At 46.4% G+C, this 21,622-nt stretch carries 19 protein-coding genes; 7 read left to right on the plus strand and 12 right to left on the minus strand.

Annotation, left to right across the window (positions count from 1 at the left end):
• Position 1 precedes the first annotated feature (1 nt).
• The 5 genes from psiE to ACQW03_RS07910 form a co-directional block, all read right to left on the minus strand.
• Complete coding sequence (psiE, locus tag ACQW03_RS07890) at positions 2-418, minus strand: phosphate-starvation-inducible protein PsiE (protein ID WP_025723919.1); 417 nt, start codon at positions 416-418, stop codon at positions 2-4.
• Between the two features lie 87 nt (positions 419-505).
• Entirely contained in the window at positions 506-1,000 is a 495-nt protein-coding gene (locus tag ACQW03_RS07895; protein ID WP_013308662.1) for a DedA family protein, read from the minus strand.
• A gap of 22 nt (positions 1,001-1,022) precedes the next feature.
• On the minus strand, positions 1,023-1,532 hold the full coding sequence (pssA, locus tag ACQW03_RS07900) for a CDP-diacylglycerol--serine O-phosphatidyltransferase (protein WP_025677988.1): 510 nt from the start codon (positions 1,530-1,532) through the stop codon (positions 1,023-1,025).
• 23 nt (positions 1,533-1,555) lie between these two features.
• Positions 1,556-3,325 (minus strand): sensor histidine kinase, encoded by a 1,770-nt coding sequence (locus tag ACQW03_RS07905; RefSeq protein ID WP_441949119.1) that lies wholly within the window; start codon positions 3,323-3,325, stop codon positions 1,556-1,558.
• The gene (locus ACQW03_RS07910) at positions 3,322-4,002 is read right to left on the minus strand and encodes a response regulator transcription factor (RefSeq protein WP_220026932.1); all 681 of its coding nucleotides are present in this window, start codon (positions 4,000-4,002) and stop codon (positions 3,322-3,324) included. The genes ACQW03_RS07905 and ACQW03_RS07910 overlap by 4 nt, the downstream gene beginning before the upstream one ends.
• A 211-nt stretch (positions 4,003-4,213) precedes the next feature.
• Here ACQW03_RS07910 and ACQW03_RS07915 point away from each other — a divergent pair, with 211 nt between their 5' ends.
• From ACQW03_RS07915 to ACQW03_RS07925, 3 genes are all read left to right on the plus strand, one after another.
• Positions 4,214-5,557 (plus strand): glycoside hydrolase family 30 protein, encoded by a 1,344-nt coding sequence (locus ACQW03_RS07915; RefSeq protein ID WP_441949122.1) that lies wholly within the window; start codon positions 4,214-4,216, stop codon positions 5,555-5,557.
• 163 nt (positions 5,558-5,720) lie between these two features.
• On the plus strand, positions 5,721-6,110 hold the full coding sequence (locus ACQW03_RS07920) for a winged helix-turn-helix transcriptional regulator (protein WP_023986908.1): 390 nt from the start codon (positions 5,721-5,723) through the stop codon (positions 6,108-6,110).
• 271 nt (positions 6,111-6,381) lie between these two features.
• A complete protein-coding gene (locus ACQW03_RS07925) occupies positions 6,382-6,828 on the plus strand; it encodes a hypothetical protein (protein ID WP_441949124.1) in 447 nt (148 codons plus the stop codon).
• Positions 6,829-6,931: 103 nt separating this feature from the next.
• Here ACQW03_RS07925 and ACQW03_RS07930 read toward each other — a convergent pair whose 3' ends face one another.
• Positions 6,932-7,423 (minus strand): phenolic acid decarboxylase, encoded by a 492-nt coding sequence (locus ACQW03_RS07930; protein ID WP_013308656.1) that lies wholly within the window; start codon positions 7,421-7,423, stop codon positions 6,932-6,934.
• Positions 7,424-7,590: 167 nt separating this feature from the next.
• On the opposite strand from ACQW03_RS07930, the gene ACQW03_RS07935 reads away from it, so the two are divergent.
• Entirely contained in the window at positions 7,591-8,139 is a 549-nt protein-coding gene (locus ACQW03_RS07935; protein WP_441949126.1) for a PadR family transcriptional regulator, read from the plus strand.
• Between the two features lie 75 nt (positions 8,140-8,214).
• Here ACQW03_RS07935 and ACQW03_RS07940 read toward each other — a convergent pair whose 3' ends face one another.
• Genes ACQW03_RS07940 through ACQW03_RS07955 form a run of 4 tightly spaced genes read right to left on the minus strand, consistent with a single transcriptional unit; the run spans position 8,215 to position 12,224 of the window.
• Entirely contained in the window at positions 8,215-8,973 is a 759-nt protein-coding gene (locus ACQW03_RS07940; RefSeq protein ID WP_441952339.1) for a Ger(x)C family spore germination protein, read from the minus strand.
• 11 nt (positions 8,974-8,984) lie between these two features.
• Positions 8,985-9,410, minus strand: coding sequence for a Ger(x)C family spore germination protein (locus tag ACQW03_RS07945; RefSeq protein WP_441949128.1), 426 nt, complete (start codon positions 9,408-9,410; stop codon positions 8,985-8,987).
• The gene (locus ACQW03_RS07950; protein WP_441949130.1) at positions 9,407-10,501 is read right to left on the minus strand and encodes a GerAB/ArcD/ProY family transporter; all 1,095 of its coding nucleotides are present in this window, start codon (positions 10,499-10,501) and stop codon (positions 9,407-9,409) included. The genes ACQW03_RS07945 and ACQW03_RS07950 overlap by 4 nt, the downstream gene beginning before the upstream one ends.
• A gap of 22 nt (positions 10,502-10,523) precedes the next feature.
• Positions 10,524-12,224: a spore germination protein gene (locus tag ACQW03_RS07955; protein ID WP_441949132.1), complete on the minus strand. Its 1,701-nt coding sequence runs from the start codon at positions 12,222-12,224 to the stop codon at positions 10,524-10,526.
• A gap of 247 nt (positions 12,225-12,471) precedes the next feature.
• Here ACQW03_RS07955 and ACQW03_RS07960 point away from each other — a divergent pair, with 247 nt between their 5' ends.
• The 3 genes from ACQW03_RS07960 to ACQW03_RS07970 all read left to right on the plus strand — a co-directional run bounded on the left by ACQW03_RS07960 (position 12,472) and on the right by ACQW03_RS07970 (position 18,731).
• Positions 12,472-12,813, plus strand: a complete 342-nt coding sequence (locus tag ACQW03_RS07960) for a phage tail protein (protein ID WP_071639458.1) — start codon at positions 12,472-12,474, stop codon at positions 12,811-12,813.
• Between the two features lie 46 nt (positions 12,814-12,859).
• Positions 12,860-16,750, plus strand: a complete 3,891-nt coding sequence (locus tag ACQW03_RS07965) for an immunoglobulin-like domain-containing protein (protein WP_441949134.1) — start codon at positions 12,860-12,862, stop codon at positions 16,748-16,750.
• Positions 16,751-16,985: 235 nt separating this feature from the next.
• Positions 16,986-18,731, plus strand: coding sequence for an exosporium glycoprotein BclB-related protein (locus ACQW03_RS07970; protein WP_441949136.1), 1,746 nt, complete (start codon positions 16,986-16,988; stop codon positions 18,729-18,731).
• Positions 18,732-18,802: 71 nt separating this feature from the next.
• Here ACQW03_RS07970 and nirD read toward each other — a convergent pair whose 3' ends face one another.
• Positions 18,803-19,132 carry a nitrite reductase small subunit NirD gene (gene nirD / locus ACQW03_RS07975; protein WP_071639455.1) on the minus strand — a complete coding sequence of 110 codons (330 nt, stop codon included), beginning with the start codon at positions 19,130-19,132 and terminating at the stop codon, positions 18,803-18,805.
• 38 nt (positions 19,133-19,170) lie between these two features.
• Positions 19,171-21,600 carry a nitrite reductase large subunit NirB gene (nirB, locus tag ACQW03_RS07980; RefSeq protein ID WP_441949139.1) on the minus strand — a complete coding sequence of 810 codons (2,430 nt, stop codon included), beginning with the start codon at positions 21,598-21,600 and terminating at the stop codon, positions 19,171-19,173.
• Positions 21,601-21,622 lie beyond the last annotated feature (22 nt).

Raw genomic sequence — 21,622 nt, forward strand, 5'->3', positions numbered from 1 at the left:
ATCAATTTTCTCTTTTTATCAATTTACTGTTAGCGATCAATAGAGAACCTACCATGACTAGGATAGCAATAGACCACCAGAATGTATTTTTAGCATCATCATGATCTACAATAATGAGCCTGATGACAGCCGTGATCCCAATATAGATAAAATAACGTAATGGAAAATGAAAATTGGTTTTAAAGTACTTAACTATTAATGCTATGAATTCAAAATACAAGAAAAACACAAGCAACTCTTCCGTGAATTCATAGTAATTTTTGTCGGCCTCTGTGTACAAAAAAACATAAGAAAAAATGGACCATGTTTCTTTTAGAAGTAAGAAGCTTAAAATCAGCCCGACCAGAAATAGCGAAATATTCAAGATCATTTGCAGAAAACTAGGTAACTTCTCAATATACTTCATTAATGCATTCAATACAGATCCCCTCACTGGTTGTACAGTATCTTTATTTATATTATCGGTGGTATACGTGAAAAATGCTACATTACTTTTGAGGTCACCTTAATGAAAGTTTATATTCGCCCCTGCAATATAACCAATGGAGATAAAGATAAGCGTCCATATCAGAGAACCTGCGCTTGCCACCAGCATATATTTTCGGACAGGCATCGCACTAATGCCCGACAAATAGCTTGTCGCATGTCTGACTCCTGGGATAAAATAACCAAACAAAATGGTCCATAACCCAAAGCGCGCAAACCACCCCTTAACTCTTGCAAATCGCTTTGGTGTCAATCCAACCCACTTGCCGTGCTTATCCACCAAGGGCTGACCCAGCTTTTTGCCTAGCGTGTAGCTGATCATCATCCCTGTCATTGCACCGATGAAGCTGACTAATATAGACACCGAATAATTCAGTACCATAATAGAAGATAAATAGCCGACAAACACCATAATAATTTCATCTGGAACCGGTAAGCCGATAATCCCAAGAGCAAGAAGAGCAAAAATAGCGATATATCCGTATTGTGTAATCATGCTGATGACCCATTCCATAGGGGAGCCACCTCCTGACCGATTATTTTTTGAAGGACGGAAAGGGAATACGGCTAACCATCAGGAACGACAGCACTACCATTAATGCAAGCAACAACCCCGGCTTCAAATGCTCACTCCATAAAAACATAAAGGACAAAATCACACCCGCCGCCGTAATCGGCATACCTACAAAGCCTTTGCTAAAAGCCATTAGGTTGAATCTTGCCAATCTTACCGCACCGCATATGACAAACAAAACAGCCACAAGCGGTCCAATCCAATGGGTATCTCCCAGCTTGTATAACAAGATCAAGAAAGCAGGAGCAACCCCAAATGAGACAACATCCGCCAGCGAATCGAGCTGTTTGCCAAAATCACTGGAGCAATGCAACAGCCTTGCCAGCAAACCGTCTAGTACATCCCATAAAGCAGCCACCACCACGAGAATAAAAGCGGTCATGTATTGCTCATGAATCGTGAAATACAGGGATAACACCCCTGCCCCCAGGTTTGCAATCGTGCACAGTGAGGGCAACCAATTCCATTTCATACTCTTAACTCCTTTGCCGTAGCTTAGCCTCCGAATATAACAACAAAACGGACGCCGTCCTTGGTATTCTCCACCTTATAGCGGAATTCGTGCAAATCTAAAATTCGTTTGACGATCGACAGCCCGAGTCCTGTCCCACCTGTCTGGCGGCTTCGGGACAGCTCTCCCCGGTAAAACCGATCCCATATCTGCTCCAGTTGATCGTCAGGAATGGTCTCACCTTTATTTTCAATGGAAAAAATACTGATTTCTCCAGATCCTTCGATACGAATCGTGATCGAGCTTCCTTCCTCAGCATGCCGTATGGCATTGACAACAAAGTTGATAATCACCTGTTCCAGCCATCCTACATCGGCATGAATCGGCATCTCATTGGCGGGGATAATGACCACTTCCAGCTTTTTCTCCTTCAACAGATGAAATAGCTTGTCCACGACTTCCTCCACCAACTCACTCAAGATAAAGGTCGTCTTGCGGAGCTTGAGGGTTCCCGATTCCAATTTGGCGAGGTCCAGCATATCCTTGACCAATCGCTCCATTTTGTCCGCTTCCTCTACAATGACTTTCATATAATGATCCTGCTTCCCGGCACTAACCCCATCTTGTAGTCCTTCTGCGAAGCCTTTAATGATACTCAGCGGGGTTTTCAGTTCATGAGAAGCGTTGGCAAAAAAGTCTTGTTGCACAGCCTCCATCCTCTGCTTCTGTTCCATGTCCTCCACCAATTGCTGATTGGCCTCCTGAAGCTCGCGCAAAGCTGTGTCCAGGTTCTGGGACAGGGTATACATGCTGTAGGACAGGCTGCCCAGTTCATCATTCTGCCGGATTGGTGTATGGGCTGTAAAATCGAGCTTAGCCATTCGCTTGGCGGTATTATTCAAAGCAATGAGCGGACGGGTCACCATCCGGGAATAGAACAGGGACAAAATCAAAATGAGTGCAAATCCCCCGATACCCAGATATAGATAAAACCAGCGTAGAGCTTCATTCGTCTCACTGATTTCCTGCAACGATGTCACTGTAAACAGGAGGTCGATCTCGCCTGTGTCCTGACGAACAGGATGGACTATGACTGCATTACGTACCCCTGTCCAAGGTTCCGTCCAATCTTCCTCCAACACTTCGAAATTCTTAAGTTTCTCCAGATGCGCCTGTGATAAAGGGAACCATTCCTCCAGCGCACTAAACAGTAAACCTTGTCGCTGACTCCATGTTTTCAGATCCGGCAGTACAATCTCTGTCACCGTACCGGAAAACCTTACACTGCCATCTGTGCTTGCCTCTTCCGAAGTCGATCCTATATTTTTGAAACCAAGCTTCTGTATGCCGGTTGGATAAATTAAATTGGCGGTAGAGATACCTTCCGTTCCCAATCCCTCACCTTCAACCGTTACCGTATCACCGGGCTGAATCCGGGCAGCTCTCAGTTCATCTCCGTACTCACTCATAAACAGAGACAGCGATATTTTAACGATTTTACCATCTGCTGTTCTTAGATTGATATGAAACGCATCATCCAGCTTTACTTTTCCGTCCAGCGTTACAATCGCCAACTGGTTTTTATTCTGAAGCATAAAGCGAGCTGCCTCTCGCGAAACCCTGCCCGATCCCCAAGCCTCCTGGACATAACTTTGACCGAAGCTTTTCAAACGGCTTTCTACACGACCAATCTTCTGTTGCTGATAAAAATTTTCAAAAAACAGAAATTGACTTAAAATCACCATACCGTAAAAACACAGGAAAAATACAACCGTCATAATGAACAATTTAAAGGTAACTCCCCGTTTGTTCATTCTTCCTCCTCAAACCTATAGCCTGTACCAAAAACCGTGCGGATATGGCGTGATTCACGGCCCAGCTTACTTCTCAGCTTTTTGATATGCGTATCGACAACTCGTGTATCTCCTTCAAAGTCGATGCCCCACACCCGGTTCAGTATCGCATCACGTGAAATAACTATGCCTTTATTATGTATAAGCAGCCGCAGCAGCTCATACTCCTTGGGCGTCAGCTCGACTTCCGCCTGATCCACCTCAAGCCGATGAGCCATCGTGTTGAGAATGGCACTACCGAACCGCAAAATATGCGACTCTGGCTGTACATGTCCCTCCACCCTTTTCATCAGCGCGTTGGCGCGGGCGACCAGCACCTTGGGGCTGAAAGGTTTGGTAACGTAATCATCGGCTCCCAGTTCAAAGCCTAATATTTTATCATCATCACCGGATTTTGCTGTCAACAAAATGATCGGCACACCTGAACGGCTACGCACCTGGCGGCACACCTCCCAACCATCCAGTTCCGGCATCATAATATCGAGTATAATCAGGTCCGGCTGCACCGAATCAAGCCAGATAAGTGCATCTTTTCCATTGCCTGCTTCATAGACTTCCCAATTATTCTGTTTAAAATAATCAGCAATCACTTCACGAATACGTATTTCATCCTCCACGAGAAGAACTCTTTTCTTCAATCGACTTCCCTCTTTCGGTCATTCTAGGACACCAGCATATCAAAGACATGTGTACTTTATGTGTTCTTGACACTTCTTATCGGCAGAAGTTCTCATCCGCAAATTCAACCTTGGATTAGGGCAAATTTGTCGTGGCTCAGACCATCTCATCTCCTATGATCCTACCCTATAATAAGAAGAGATACAAAAAGCTTGAACAGGAGGGTAACGCATGAGTAATCAAACCATTCAGTGGTTTTCCACTTCCAAAGCTAAAGCTTGGCATTCCCAAGCTCATCAATTGACCAATACCCAAGAGAGTGCCAACCTAACCTTTACGAGAGAAACTCATCAGCTTGTCGAAGGCTTTGGTGGCTGTTTTAATGAATTGGGTTATGTGGCCCTGAACCATTTGGAAAAGGACGAACGAGATCGGGTGCTTCATTCTCTCTTTCATCCAGAGGGCGAGCACAAATTTGCAATATGCCGACTTCCTATTGGAGCGAGTGACTACGCGCTGGAGTGGTACAGCCACAATGAAACAGACGGCGACGTGGAGATGAAGCATTTTTCCATTGAGCGTGATCAGCAATATCTCATTCCTTTTATTCGGGAAGCGTTACAACTCAATCCAGACTTGAAGTTGTTCGCTTCACCCTGGAGCCCGCCAACATGGATGAAATCACCGAAAGCCTACAATTATGGCACTTTGCGCTGGGAAAAGGATATTTTGAAAGCGTATGCATTGTATTTTGTCAAATTTGTTCAGGCTTATCGCGAGGCAGGTATTACAATTCATCAGATTCATGTTCAAAATGAAGTCATTGCCGATCAGAAGTTCCCTTCCTGTGTATGGACCGGAGAGCAACTGCGTGAATTTATTCGTGATTATTTGGGCCCTGCTTTTGAGGAACACGGACTGGATACGGAAATTTGGCTGGGCACCATTAACGCTCCCGATCCGTGGGAGGAATTAATGAAAAAAACTTCGACCGGATTCGATGAGTATGCCCATACCGTGTTGAGTGACCCCGAGGCCTACAAATATATTAAAGGTGTAGGCTACCAGTGGGCAGGCAAAAATGCCATTCAGCGCACCGTTGCCAGCTATCCTGAGCTTCGTTACATGCAAACAGAAAATGAATGCGGTAACGGAGAAAACTCATGGGACTACGCCAAATATGTATATAATCTGTACCAGCACTACTTCACCAATGGCGTGAATGCTTATATTTACTGGAATATGGCTTTGGAACCGAAAGGTAAGAGCACATGGGGCTGGGAGCAAAATTCGATGATTACGGTTGATCCAGCGGATCGAAAACCTGTCCTGAATCCAGAGTATTATGTCATGAAGCATTTTTCTCATTTTGTATTACCAGGTGCCCGACGCATCGGACTTCGTGGCTCATGGACTGGAAATGCAGTTGCTTTTCAAAATACAGACGGACAAAGGGTGGTAGTCATCGCCAATCCGTTCAAGGAATCGCGTGTGCTGAATCTGTCTCTCGGTGAAACAACACACCGCTTGGAGCTGGAGCCGGAATCCTTTAATACTATCGTGATTCCTTCTTAACGCCACAGATTTCTGGACTCTTCCAGTCTTACACACATCATTAGGTATCCCTGTCCGGTCTATAAGTGCCCAAGCATATGTATAGTTTCCAAAATGGATGTATATCCTTTTGCGTATAGTAGCTATAAATAGTATACTTGGAATAACTACGGACAGGAGGTCGATGAATATCACTACTGTAAAAGACCGGATTGATTTGAAGCTGATTAACTGTGATAAGGAATTGACTCTCGCGGTCATCGGTGGAAAATGGAAGCTGATTATTTTGTGGCATCTCGGTATGGAAGGCACCAAGCGGTTTGGTGAATTGAAGAAGCTAATCCCCCATATTACGCAAAAAATGCTGACCAACCAATTGCGCGAGTTAGAGGAAGATAAACTCATTCTGCGTAAAGTCTATCCTGTCGTCCCTCCGCATGTGGAATATTCACTGACAGAGCATGGCGAAAGCCTGATTCCGGTACTGAGAGCAATGTACGATTGGGGATCAAACTATCGCGAGAACGTGATTTGGAAAGAAGAAGAAGCGATTCAGGACGTCACACCCGTGTGACCAACAAAACAAGCATTTTACGAAATGCTGAACTATATTTTTAGTAGAGACGACCCTGGGGAGATCTGGGGTTGTTTTTTTGTGATATAAAGACGTTCCCCAAGATAATAAAAGAAATGGATGCAAGTATCCGATTCCATTGGCATTAAAGCTCGTTTTTCGCTACATATCCTCATTTTACACTTGTATTCGTGATTTACATTACATCCGCTGTGACGTATGATTCTTCCATCCCTATTTACAGTGAATCCGAGAAGGAGGCCGTTCTAGCATGAGTATGACGCTTGCCCAGCCCACAACGTCCCAAGCGATCCAATTACGCATTGGTTCCATGGAAATGATTCAATATGACTATCGTCAATTTCCTGACTCTAAACCCTATCAACACCATTGCTGTGGCTTGCTTACTATGTCGTGTAACGGCGCTCAAGGTCTGGCGGAATATGAGCTACCTGAAATTAAAGGTGCCTTTGACCTTGTCCGCTGGGCTTCCGTGTTTACCTCGCTCAAGGGTCTGTCCTTAACCGAGGCTGAGCAATATATTCAGCATCATGCTGATCACTGGGGGTCTGATAAAACAGAGCTAGCTCTATCTGCCTTATCCGATCTGACTACCCATGCGAACCTGCACATTCTCTCCCCATCAGCGACCATACTCCCTCCTCGGATTAGTCGTTCATATCTTATCGAGCATGGCCTGGTCTACTATTCATTCTAAATATCGTCCACCACTCCACTAGCAATCTACTTTCCAGTTCACGTAAAAAAGCCTGGGACTGTTTATCACAGGCCAGGCCTTTACACTTTTAGCACAGAGTTAATTACACTTGCAGTTTACCTGCACGAATATCGTCTGTCATTCCTGCGTAAGGTGCTTGGGAAATTAATTGTTCGTTGTTCACACCCGCATTTTCGATGAATGTAATATCTGCAAATTCAGGAACCACATACTTCGGATATGTTTCATACTTTTCGCGCGATTCCTCCATCAGCGGAATAAAATCGTTTTGATAGCGCACAGTGATTTCCGGATGCTCATGAACCCATTTAGGGAAGAAAATAATGCCGTGCATACGTTTTTCCTCAGGCATAAAGTTCAGAGACACGTCAGTGCCTGTCGGTTCGGTCCACGATACTTTATACACATTTTCCACCAGTTTCACCAGATTGACCTTCTGATCACGTACCCAGCGGCCGCCTACCATACCACTATGAATGCGATAATCGATCGTATCTTCATTTTTAATATATATTTCGTACTCCCAACCATTCTCATAAGTGTAGATCATGTGGCTGCCGATAAACTTGTCCATCTTGCATCCTTCTTTCCTAAATTATTAGTTTTTATGAATTGAATAGGAGACCAAAAATCATAAATATTCAATTAAAAACATGTAATATTAAACATGTTGTTAAATACATATAAATTGTAGCACTATGGTATACTAGTGTCAAATTACGTTTGACAAGGAGAGCTACGTTGAAACGCACATTAAAATACGCCATTTTGGGTCTGGTTCACAAAGAGGAAATGAGCGGCTACGATATTACGAATCAATTCAAGCAGGAAATCGGACAATTTTGGAGCGCCAAGCACAGTCAGATTTATCCTGAGTTAAAAAGGCTGACCGAAGAGGGCCTTATAGAATATCGCACGTCTATTACAGGAGCCAAGCTGGAAAAGAAGCTGTACTGCATTACCCCCAAAGGAACCCAAGAGCTGACCGAATGGCTGTTGAGCCCCAAAGAGTTACCGGAAACGGAAAAGGATGAGTTTATGCTCATGCTGTATTTCTCAGCAGCCATCCCCAAGGAAGAGAACAAACGATTGTTCGAGGATCAGATAACCAAACGTAAAGAGAAGCTAGAGTATCTGTACGAAAGTAAAAAATCCCTCCAACAGCTGGACGAAAACCTTCAAGCCCCCGGTTCTAATCAATTTGGGCATTATCTGGTACTGAGCCGTGCCATTAATCGGGAAGAAAGCTATATTACGTGGCTGAAAGAAACACTGTCCCTGTTTGAATAGGCTCAAAAAAACCTTCAATTCCACTTGGATTCGTGGCATTGAAGGTTTGTCTATAACAGATGCAAACAAAATTTTTCAGTCTGCCGTCGTAATCGAAGAGCCGTAATCTTCAATATGGATATCTGTACTAAACCGTACAGGAATGGTACTAAAAGTGGTATCCCAATCCTTTTTGACCTTACGCCAAACTTTAGGATGCTGAATCCTCAAGGCTTCTCCGAAACCTCCGACATCAACCTGCAGCTTTTGCATTTTAGCTAAGGTTTGTTCAGCTAATGTATTCACTTTCTCCTGAAAGAGACTCTCTTCTTGTCCAAGCACATTGTTGTTACGCAAATTTTCATTCTTTATATGCACCTCCGAGACACGTCCCTCTGAGGTCATTTTTACCTGAAAGAAAATGTCATCCCCCTGAACGATGGCCTTGATCTTGCTTTTCACTGCTTTGATCTCAAATGCTATGTTTTTACCGGTCTTCGGATCGCTGCTTTTCAGCACACCTCCCTTCAGATCGCCTTTGATCCACATAAGACCCTCAACCTCTGACTCATTCAGAAATCCAGCATAGGTTTGCGTCTTTCCCTTAATGATGCCCGCACCTGCGAGCTTGATTTGATTCTCTGCCGTAATGACATTGGGTAATATAAAGCTTCTTTCGCCCTTCATGGGTCCGATCACTTTAACCAAGGCCATGGGTTTTATCAACCGTGCGTTTCGTTTCCGGTTTTGGAAAATATCCTTTAAAATATAGGCAGGAATCTGACCAGGAATTTTCTCTTGAAGCGCATGCCCCGCCTTTTCTGTACTAATCAGCAGCTGTACGCTGGGCCGAATGTCATTATCCCCTAAAAAAAGTCCAGTAGCTCATACAACGGAATCTTGCGAAGCAGACTGGAGCTGATAATAATGGTTTTCAAATGTTGCCCAATGGGCGGACGATTGGTCCGCAAAGAAATTTCTCTTATCATTTCAAAAACAGAATCTCCTGTTTCCGTAATATTAAAAAATTTTTTGGCTTGTGGAGAGGAGCTGTTGGAGCCTCCGCTTTCCTCTGGAATAACAAATTGAAAGGTTCCTGTAATTAACTCCTTTTTTGGATAATCTCCCCCTTCCTGATTAATTTGTTTTTCTTGCGAGGATTCTTCTGCAATATCCAAAGCAATACCTGTCTCCAGATTTAGATCCTCCACTGGGGAGCTGCTCCAGCAACCTGAAAGTGTACAGCACATCAGGAGAGCCATCAATCCGAGTAATCCTCGAAAACGATTCATGAGCGTGCCCCCCTCCAGTATGAAATAAGCAATAGTGGCAGTGGAAGCAGCGCGAATAAAGCGAACGCTACATTCCCAATGACCGTTCCAAAAGAAAATAGCTCATTCAGGTTTTTCGGAATTTGGGACAAGAGGTAGATGAACGGAAGCAAAATGAACAGCATCTTGGAATAAGAGCTATTCAAAATTTGAGAAACTCCGAGCGAAGCGCAATAAAAAGCAATACTGAATGTGGCAAAAATCTGCATGATCCAAATGGTCAACAATAAGGACTCGAACCGTTCTAACAACAAATATTCCACTTCAAAGCTGCGGGCCAAATCTAAAAATGGCCAGGTTCTGCTTAAGAGCCCTTCTATTGAAAAAGCGCCAATGCACAGGATCAGCGTAGCTGTATAAAAAGCGACCGCGATCCCAATCGCCAGTCCGATCGCCTTGGTTGCTTTCTCCGGTTTTTCCATCCGACAATAAATAAAAAGCAGGGACTCTGTCCCCGTTAATGTCAGGATTGTAGTCTTGAGCGTTCTGAGCACTGGCATTGCCCCCTCCGACAAGACGGGACGCAAATTATTCAATTCAAAAATATTTAAACTCAGCAAGCATATCAACAGAAAGATAGCCGCCGTAACCGGAAATACCAGTTGACATATTTTCCCCAATGCGCCCACTCCCCCCATGCATAGGTACAGAGAGAGCCACATAAAAGGTGCTGAAATCGCCCACGCCGGAGTGCCTTCAAGCAGAAAGAACGACGTTACTTCCTCCACAGATCGGATTTCAAATGCGGCTATACAAACAAAATAAATAACAATCAGCATGCCAATCCCTTTGCCAATGAATTTGCCTGTTATCCGCTGAACATACTGGTAAAAGGTGGTTTCTGGAAACCGTGAACTTAGTTTGATCATAATCCATCCAAACAGGAAAGTGGCCGCCCCTGCTAAAATGACAGATATCCACGCGTCCGGTGTTTTTGCAACTTCAGTTGCTACTCTGGGAAGGGTAAGCAACCCGGCAGCCAGCATAAAGCAAACCACAATTGCCGTTGTCTGTAACGTTGTAATCTTATCCGCTTTTTTTCCACGGGCCATCTTGCTCCCTCCTGTGTTGAGCTCATCCTTGTCGCTTAGGGTCTTTATGCTTCAATAGAATGGGTCTATTTTTCATAAATTGCAACGGTGCTCGTATGAAGTAATCTTTCCAATCCTTCAACGAACGGGGGGTGGTCAGACTAAGGAACGGCACGCCGAAGCTGTGTAATTTAACCATATGAATACTCAGCATCAGGAAAAACATGATTACGCCATACAACCCGAAGGTGGCCGCCGTGAACATGGCTCCAAAGCGCATGACACGCATGGAAATCCCAGCGCTGTATACAGGGGCGGAAAAGGAAGAAATCGCCGTAACGGCCACCACAATAACGAGAATCGGGCTTACAATCCCAGCGTTTACGGCAGCCTGTCCAATAATCAAACCGCCGACGATGCCCATCGCTGGTCCAATGGGTTTGGGGAGCCGAAGTCCCGCCTCACGTAAAATTTCGATAGAAATTTCCATAATCAGGGCCTCAACCAGCGTCGAAAACGGAACCCCCTGTCTCGCACTGATAATGGAAATGACCAGCTTGGTTGGAATCAATCCGGGATGAAACGAGATAAAGGAGATATAGAGCGCCGGGGCAAACAGCGATATGAAGGTTGCCATAAAACGAAGGAATCGAATAAGCGACCCCGGTATCCATCGTTCATAATAATCTTCGGGAGACTGGAGCATCATCCCGTAAGTTACAGGCATAAGAAGCGCAAAAGGGGTACCGTCCAGCAGAATCGCCACACGTCCCTCCAGCAATGCAGCCATGACCCGATCCGGTCTCTCCGTATTTTGAATTTGCAGAAAGGGGCTAAGAAAATTATCCTCAATAAGTTGCTCCACATAGCCCGACTCCAATACCTCATCCATATCGATGGTTTTGACCCGCCGCTTTACCTCATCCACAAGCTCCGGGTCAGCAATGTCTCTGAAATACACCACCATCAACTGCTTCTCCACTCTTTTGCCGACTTTGAAGGACGACATGGCCAGTTCCGTACTTTCTCCATGCCTGCGCAGCATCGCTGTATTATCGCTGAGGGTCTCGGTAAAACCCACTCGCGGTCCTCGCAGCACCGATTCCGATATAGGATCTTCCACCCCTCGTGTATTCCCTCTGGGTGTACCCAGCACAAAAGCACCCGGTATGCCCTGAATCATGAGTATGACTGAACCGAACAGCACCTTTTGCAAGGAGAACTGTACCTCTAACGTATACTCTGTCTCCGATACCAGCATGACCTGACGAATAAACATATCCCGAAGCTCTTTTCCTCTCGGGAGATCCTCCCCGCCTTGTCCGGAGCTGCCCCAATCCATCAGTGGCTTTAAAATGTTCTGATCCATGCCAACCTTGTCTGTTAATCCGTCCACAAAAAAAAGTGTACCTACAGCGTTCAGTTTTCCCAGAAAAATAGATCGTTCGTTTACATCCGACATATCCGAGACGGCTTGTCTGACTTTTTCTACATTCGCTTCATAATCTTCGGTGAAAGTTCCCTTTTCCTTCTCAGCCTCACTGACAGACGGATTACGATCTGCTTGCTGCGAACGGTCTTCTTCTTCTAAAAGCTTTAATCGTTCCATACGTCTGCTCTCTCGACCATCCAGCGCTTTAAGTTGTCGTACTGTCATAAAAATAATCAAAGGTATGATGAACAAAGAGAAGGCTTCTATCCACACATTCCATTTGGGTATATGAGTTCCGATGACCTGCCACACGTTCTTTCCTCCCTCACTTCCATAGGATTTGTATATAGATTTACCTGGATTAGAAAAAAGATGCATGAAAGATGGACCAGATGGAATAAATTTCTTTGCTCACAAAAGGAATAAAAAGGTGAATTTGATAGATGAACTGTAGTGCCAAAAGTGGAATTCCATGATAATATCTATTCATTCTATGACTAATGTCACAAATTTGTTGAATTCGTGGGCCATTATTCGAATCTAAAAAGGAGTTGTAGGTATGAAGAATCATTTTTGGAAGAAAGCCGCTGTGTTGAGTTTGTTAGCGGTCATTTTGTTAGGGGGAACGGCGATCAGTCCCAAACAGGCACATGCAGGTTATGAGCCTTATATTGGGGAAATTACGGTGTACCCGTACATGTTCGCTCCTAAGGGATGGCTAAAATGCGAGGGTCAGCTCTTATCTATTTCGCAAAATACAGCACTGTTCAGTCTGCTGGGCACTAATTTTGGCGGCGATGGAATGAACACATTTGCATTGCCTGACTTGCGCGGGGCTTCCCCGTTGCCAAATGTAAACTACTACATCGCAACCGAAGGGAACTACCCATCCCGCCCTTAATGAATGCGTTCATCGGTGGGCTAATTAATGAAGAAGAGGTGATGGCGTGCTCGAAGGTAATAACTTCACACGCAACAATTTGAAACCGTATCGCTTGCTGGTTCCATTGCTGCCATTCATCGGCGGTGCGTTCCTGCTCATAGGAACGAATGAGGCACATGCAGCCAGTTGGGAAAATGTGGTTCTGAACAAGCCTGCAAGCTCAAGCGGTTACACCCAGCCCTATGATCCCAGCAGAGCAGTTGACGGTTCCTATGAACCGACAAGCCGCTGGTATCAAGCCAGCGACGGTGAGAAATGGATCCAGGTAGACTTGAGAGATTGGTATATCGTAGATCGATATGTTGTTACAGGTATGGGAGTCCATAACGGGTGGCAGGATCAACGTGATCCATACAGTTTCCGATTGCAAACAAGCAGCAATGGAAGTAATTGGGTGACTGTTGATACCGTCCAGAATAATGGGAGCTCTAATGTTGAAAAGAGCATTACTCCTGTAACTACACGATACTTGCGAGTATATATTGATCAAGGAAATGCAAGAAACAATCAGTGGGCTTCCATCATGGAATTCGCAGCTTATGGGGAGAGATTACCCGTTCCGCAGGCTCCGGGTCATTTTACAGGAACCAAAAATGGAAATACGGTGGAGTTAAGCTGGGATGCTGTTCCTTATGCAACTTCATACAAAGTCATACGAGATAGTGTAACCCTCTATACAGGTAACTTAACCCAATTCATAGACACTTCAGCATTGCCGCCAGGTGAAGCCCTTTACACGGTTCAGGCTGTAAATGCTAAGGGAGAGAGCACTCCCTCAGAGGTTAAAGTGAACATACTTACCGATGCCGAGAGAGTTGCACAGGCAAAAGCCGCTCTTGCTTTAGGCTTCGCATCTGGTGATACAGCTGATTCGGTATCCCAAAGGCTGACACTACCACTCGCTGGATTGAATGATACGACGGTGAGCTGGAGTTCGGATACTCCTGACGTCATTACGAACGAGGGAGCAGTCACACGCCCGCGGTACGATTTGGGTGACCGAAAAGTAAAACTGACAGCTACGATTGCGAAGGGAAGCGCCTCGGATACTCAAACTTTCGAAGTTACCGTACCGAAGATAACTGCACAAGATACTTTGGATCAAGCAGCAGACACCCTCTCGCTTGGCAATTTGTCTGCGGTAACAGAAAATATTTCTCTCCCTTTATCCGGTTATGGTGGAGCGCAGATCGAATGGTCCTCAGCCAAACCACTAATTATTGCAGCAGATGGAACACTCACCAGACCCTCTTATAATAGTGGAGATACAGATGTTACCCTAACGGCTACCCTGCAACTTGCAGGCTTAACGAAAACAAAGAATTTTACTGCGCATGTACTCAGTCTGCCCATGAGCGATACAGAAGCCGTTGACGCAGCATACAGGGCGCTTGAGTTGCCAATGACTACAGTAACCGGAGACGTATATTTGCCAAAAGACGCTCTGAATGGTGTTCAGGTGTCATGGTCATCGAATCAGCCCCAGTTCTTGGATCATACTGGGCATGTAACATTCCCAAGCTATGTGCAGGGCGATCAGACCATCACGCTGGAAGCAGTTGTGTCACGAGGCGGGGTTGAGCTACGAAAAACATTCAGCCTGCTCGTGCCTGCACTGCCCGTAAGCGCTGATGAAGCCGTAAATTTGGCAGCCAATACACTGAATTTAGATTATCCGCAAGGGATTAAGGATTCCATCGCTCTGCCTCATACAGGAGCATTTGACACCCAGATCGACTGGTCTTCGGATCAACCAGATATTCTCAGCAACAGCGGTCAGGTGAATCGGCCTAAATATACAGACGGTGATGTGAATGTACAATTAATTGCCATTATTTCTAAAGGTGCAGCTTCTGTACAAAGAACATTCACGATCACAGTGCTGAAGGCATTACCGAATACACCTTACGTACGATTGAACGGCAGTAATCCAATTGTTCTGGAAACCGGCGACAGCTTCACTGATCCAGGAGCCAGCGTACTGGACAGTGTATACGGCAATATCCTGCTCCCTGAGCTTACAGGTAGCGGGAATGTTGATACAAATGTACCTGGTGTATATGTATTGAACTATGCTTATAGCGACAACGGTGGTTGGACGGCAGAGCCAGCAGAACGCCATATAAACGTGCTGCCTCGTGCCGTTACAGCCGCAGCAGGCAATGAGGATATAGCCTCTGTGATCGTTACAGGCGCCTTACCGAACGCACGGCTTGAGCTGTACAATGCCCAGCAGGAGCTTATAGCGGAAGGAATTGCTTCGGGAGAGGGAAGATATACATTCACACCTGTTCCTAAAGGAGCCAGCTATTATGTGCTGCAGAACGTAAATGGTATGAAGAGCGCTCCGTCAGGGCTAGTGTATCCGCAAGGGTTAACCGCGCAGCGCGTTGCGGATTCAATCACAAGCATAACAGCTCCTACAACAAGTGACACACTGCTCAGGTTGCCTGTTGTACCTGATGGTTTCCGTGTGACCATCAGCAGCAGTAGCCAGCCAGACATCGTGCGTACAGACGGAACTATTGTTCAAGCAGATACTCCTTCCGTTGTAACTATCATGCTGGATGTTATAAGGGTAAGCGATGGTTCTCATGCTTTGACGCAAGCCATAGAAGTCACCGTCCCTGCCAAGGTAATTGCGAACACAGACAAATCTAACAAAGATAAGAATGAGGATGTATCTGCTTTCGTACCACAGATCGGATCTTCCGAACAAGGGAAAGAGTTCTCCCTCTTTGTTCCTTCGCCGGCATTCCTAGATGAGCAGATACAGCAAGCACTCCGTGAAGGCAAGGCATACGCAGACATTCGTTTGGAGCAGGAGAAGCAACTGAGTCGTGTTATCCTTTCTCATTCTTTACTAAATAAATGGGATAAGATTGGTGCATCGGTAATATCCCGATATGGAACACTGATGATATCCAGTGACACCTTAACCAGCATGGCCTCAAGCCAGCAGGACGTTACATTGTCATTCCAGCAGGTAGATGTACAACGCGCACAGCAAATCCGTGATTGGGCTGAGCAACAATCCAGCCTGACGCTGATGGGTCCGGTCACAGACATCAAAGCTAATGTGACAGGGACCTCGTCGATCATTCTACCACTGGATAACGAATCCTTAGGTGAGTTACACAATGCAGAGCCCCAGTTCTCCATTCTTGTTATTCATGAGAATGGCGAGCGTGAGATTCTAAAAGGGACTGCTGTAATGGATTCAAAAGGGATTTTGTCGGGTGTGAGTGTCAATACGACCGGGTTAGGTACCTTTGCCGTCGCCACAGACGCAAAGCCTCAAACCGATAATGCCAGTGTGCAAAATGACCAAATCAATTCGTCAGATTCGCAAAAGCTAGCTCAGGTATGGCCGGATGTACAAGGCCATTGGGCAGCGAAGTCCCTGCAATCTCTTGCAGACAAAGGCTGGATACAAGGCTATAAAGACGGCAACATACGCCCTGAGCGCGCTGTAAGCCGTGCAGAATTTGTAGCCATACTGACCAGAGCATTGGGAACTGCTGGAGATGAGAACCCTTCTACCTCATTTACAGATATGCAGGGACACTGGGCTGGATCAGCCGTGGATTCTGCTCACCGTCAGGGATGGATTCAAGGGCTAACCGCTCAAACTTTCGGACCTGATGAGAGTCTTACCCGTGAACAGGCGATGGTGATCCTGTCACACGCGATGCAGAATCAGATATCCATTTCCAGCACTACTGCACTGCAATCCTACAAGGATGAGCAGCAGATTGCAGCATGGGCCTCGGCAGCATTCCAAAATGCAGTATCCTCCGGTTGGATCAGCGGTTATCCAGATGGAACGCTCAAGCCAAAAGCGGCCATCAGCAGAGGTGAGATGGCTGAACTGCTGGTACGTATTCTTAAATAAGACTTTTCAAGCTTCATAGATCAGATGAGTATAAGCAAATACAACGCGGCCCCCAAGCTTCTCGGGGGCCGTATTTTTTTATGTATATTTTATGTACAAGCCTTCAACAATCATTTTTGCTTGTTTATTCACCCTTTTCGCTTCAGTAAATATATTATGAATATCTGCGAAGCGGGGCGATGAACCACCTATCACCTCTACAGTAGGAAGAATGATAAGGAGGAGATATTTGAGCATGAAACATAAAAAACCGTTCAGGTTCAGTGGTGCTTCAAAAAAAGACGAAGACTCTAAACCAACAAGAGTAAATAAAAGTATCGAAGCTCTTCTCAGACTGATTAATGAATTAACCGCGATCATCCCCGTCGTATTCGCAAACCCCTCTGCGGCTAATGTATCTTCCTTGCAACAGGTTTTAAGACGTTTGTTGTCTCTGGCGAAAAGCTTAAGACTTAGAGGCGGGGTTAAGGCAGACTTACTAGCAGCGCTGGAGCTTGCTATTGTTGCGTTAGAAGCTACACCTTTCTCTCCGATCGGCGTAGGTACTGCACTGCAACAATTGCTGGATGCCCTATTGTCCATCGTTTTACAAGAATCCCTTGATCCTGCTCTTAAAGACAGCTTAATCAGCGCGATCAGAATCGCTGGAACTACGGTTAGCAACGTATTAGGTGAAACATACTTGTCAGGGGAGTCCGGTGCACAAGGACCTCCTGGACCTGTGGGACCCGGCGGTGCGCCTGGACCCGCAGGTGGACCAGGGCCACAAGGGCCTCCCGGACCTATTGGCGCCGCTGGACCTATCGGAGCGCCCGGACCTGTTGGCCCTGCCGGGCCCGTGGGGCCTGCGGGACCCATTGGAGCGGCTGGACCTGTTGGCGCTGCCGGGCCTATCGGGGCCGCTGGACCGGAAGGCCCTGCCGGACCTGTCGGCGCTACGGGTGCTGCGGGACCTGCCGGGGGTGTGACAGGCGCCACGGGCGCTACGGGCGCGGATGGATTGGCCGGGCCAGCCGGGGCCATAGGGCCTGCTGGAGCCATAGGGCCAACCGGGGCTGATGGTTTGCCAGGCGCAGTTGGCCCTATCGGACCTGCTGGGGTCACTGGGCCGACCGGAGCTGATGGTTTGCCAGGTGCAGTTGGTGCTATCGGACCTGCTGGGGTCACTGGGCCGACCGGGGCTGATGGTTTGCCAGGCGCAGTTGGCGCTGTCGGACCTGCTGGAGCCACTGGGCCGACCGGAGCTGATGGACTGCCGGGTGCAGTTGGCGCTGTCGGACCTGCTGGAGCCACAGGGCCGACCGGGGCTGATGGACTGCCAGGCGCGGTCGGTGCAGTCGGACCTGCTGGGGTCACTGGGCCGACCGGGGTTGATGGGCTGCCGGGCGCGGTTGGTGCTATCGGACCTGCTGGAGCCACAGGTGTTACGGGTGTTACAGGGATTACCGGAGCCACCGGTTCGGGAGCCATCATTCCGTTTGCTTCAGGTGGCCCTGCTATACTAACAACCGTTCTTGGTGGATTGGTAGGAACCACAAGTTTGATCGGCTTTGGGAGCTCAGCAACAGGTATTAGCCTCGTAGGCGATACCATTGACCTCACAGGTACACTCGTAGGACCTCTGATTAACTTTGCTTTTTCCGTACCACGGGATGGCGTAATTACATCTATTGCTGGTTACTTCAGTACAACAGCTGCATTAACTCTCGTGGGTTCAACTGCGACAATTACTGCCCAGCTGTTTAGTTCCCCAACACCTAATAACACTTTCACAGCAGTTCCAGAAGCTATCGTTACATTGGCCCCTCCACTGAATGGCATTGTTGCTTTGGGAACGACCTCTAGCGGCATTACTACTGGTTTGGCTATCCCCGTAACCGCACAGACTCGTCTGCTCCTTGTTTTCTCTGCAACAGCTACGGGACTTTCCCTCGTAAACACTATTGTAGGTTATGCAAGCGCAGGCGTTACCATTACCTGATCCAAGAAGAAAAAAGGGCCAAACAGGATTGTTCCTGTCGAGCCCTTTTTATTTGTATTCCAACAGACGAACTAAACCGTTTCGAACGATATTTTTACTTCTTCTCCCTCTTCACAAACGGCGAACGTTTTAATTTGTCCGTGATCAGGCTCTTGAACGATGCCCGTCTGCAGATCAATTTTCCAGTCATATAAAGGATCATAGATATAATGACCAGATACTATAGCCTCTGTAAGAGGACCTCCTTTGGGATGAGGACTGCTATTTTCAACGGCATAAAGCTCATTCTCCGAAGTGCGGAAAACAGCAATTTCAGCACCTTTGATATGGATGGTACGTCCTATTCTGATCGGAAAATCCTTACTATGACCGACAACAAGCCATTCGGCATTCTTGATCATTTGCTTGATCGCTCCCTTCCTAGGCGTTTTAGATACAATTACACAATAGACGGGGTGACAACCTCGAATAAATTTTTGCGTGAATCCTCATCATTGATGATCTTTTTCCAAGGGTCTTCGACCTGTTGTAATGCAAATTCGATGCGTTCTACTAAAGCTTGTCGATGATCTGTATCATGAACGACAGCCTTCTGAATCTCCTCCAGACCGATCCGTTCCACCCACTCCGAAGTACGTTCCAGGTATTGTCCTGTTTCCCGGTAGAGTTGCATTACGCTTCCTACAATATCAATCAACTCGGCGTCGGTTTTCACTTTACAGAGTGAATCAGCCAACCGCGCTTTAATACCGCCATTACCGCCGATAAAGATCTCCCAGCCCCCATCATTACCTACGATTCCGATATCTTTGGTACATGATTCCGCACAGTTGCGTGGACATCCATTAACCGCTAATTTGAATTTTGCCGGGAAATCCAGTCGTTCGAATTTCCGTTCCAACACTTCTCCCATTCCCATCGAGTCCTGTGTGCCAAACCGGCAAAATTGCGATCCAACACAGGTTTTAACCGTACGAAGCGACTTCGCGTAGGCATATCCCGACGGCATATCGAGTTCTTCCCATACTTTAGGCAGATCCTCTTTATGGACACCGATCAAATCAAGCCGCTGTCCTCCTGTTACTTTAACAACCTTAACGTTGTATTTAAGAGAAACATCAGCTATCTTCTTCAAATCTTCTGGGGTCGTTACACCACCATACATTCTAGGAACAACTGTAAACGTTCCATCCTTTTGAATGTTCGCGTGCAATCGCTCATTTACAAAACGGGAATCTCCCTCATTTTCATAGGTATCCGGGTTAATCATTCCCAGATAATAATTCAGCGCTGGCCGACATTTGGAGCATCCTTCATCATTATGCCAACCCAGTACATTCATAACTTCACGCGTTGTTGTCAGCCCTTTGGTTTTGATCGCTTCCACAATCTCGTCCCGACTCAATGTTGTGCAGCCACATATTCCTTGCTTGGCTGACGTCTTGAAGCTGTCTCCAAGAACATACTGTAGAATTTGCTCAACGACCGGCTTGCACCCTCCACAGGAACGCGTTGCTCCGGTACATGCCTTAATTTCATCGACTGTGGTCAGTCCATTATCATTAATTGCATCCACAATCGCCTTTTTAGTCACACCGTTACAGCCGCAGACAATTTCATCATCCGCCATCGTTTCAGCGGATAATGTTTTCGCCCCGTGATTGCTACATCCAGTACCCGTGATCTGTCCATATATCTCATCTGTCATCTGCGTTTGCTGACGCACATATTTTTGAAGACTAGCAGATTCGCTCACATCACCAAACAGTACAGTTCCAACAATCTTATTTTCACGAAGCAGCACTTTTTTGTATGTGCGCTTCCACTCATCCTTTGCTACAATCACCGTGTGTTCAGGCTGGGTTATGAATTCACCAGCAGAGAAAACATCCACCCCTGAAATTTTGAGCTTGGTGGAAACCACCGATCCCATATAACCTTCAGTATCCGCACCTGCCAAATGTTTGGCAATTACACTTCCCTGTTCAAACAGCGGAGCTACCAAGCCGTAACAGGTACCGCGGTGTTCAACACATTCCCCTACAGCATATACATCTTGCACGGAGGTTCTCATCAAATCATCGACTACAATACCACGGTTCGTTTCCATACCACTTTGCACAGCCACCTGAATATTAGGCTTGATTCCGACGGCCATAACGACCAAGTCCGCTTCCAGCTCGCTTCCGTCTGAAAACCTCAGTCCTTGTACCCGATCTTGACCGTACACCTCCGCAGTTTGCATTTGCATCGCAAACTTGATTCCCTGGCGTTCTAATTCTGCTTTCAGCATCGCAGAGGCTTCCCGGTCCAGCTGGCGTTCCATCAAATCCTCCATTAAATGAACGACCGTAACATCCATCCCCAGGTTGACCAAGCCTTTAGCTGCTTCCAGCCCCAATAGGCCTCCACCAATGACAGCTGCCTTTTTAAAGGTCTTCGCTGCCTCAAGCATTGCCGAGCAGTCGGCGATATCTCGGAAACCGATGACACCCGGTAATTCTTTGCCCGGAATAGGCAAAATAAATGATTGTGAGCCAGTAGCTACCAAAGCTACATCGTAATCAATTTCCAGTCCGTCTTCGGTGTGAATCTTCTTGTTCTCACCGTCAATGCTTTTCACCATTTTTCCTGTATATAAAGTAATCCCTTGATCCGCGTACCATTGCAAATCGTTCAGTATGATATCATCAATCGTTTTGCTACCTTCCAATACATAAGAGAGCATGATCCTGTTATAGTTCGGATGCGGCTCATTTCCCAGGACCGTAATTTCATACTTATCCGTTAATTTTAAAATTTGTTCGACCGTATTGATACCAGCCATCCCGTTCCCTATAACCACAAGTTTCTGTTTACTGTTTATCATATACCGGTTCCTCCATTCATTC

Origin of the sequence: Paenibacillus sp. DRB1-1 (assembly GCF_052119485.1) — a bacterium.
GTDB classification, from domain to species: domain Bacteria; phylum Bacillota; class Bacilli; order Paenibacillales; family Paenibacillaceae; genus Paenibacillus; species Paenibacillus polymyxa_B.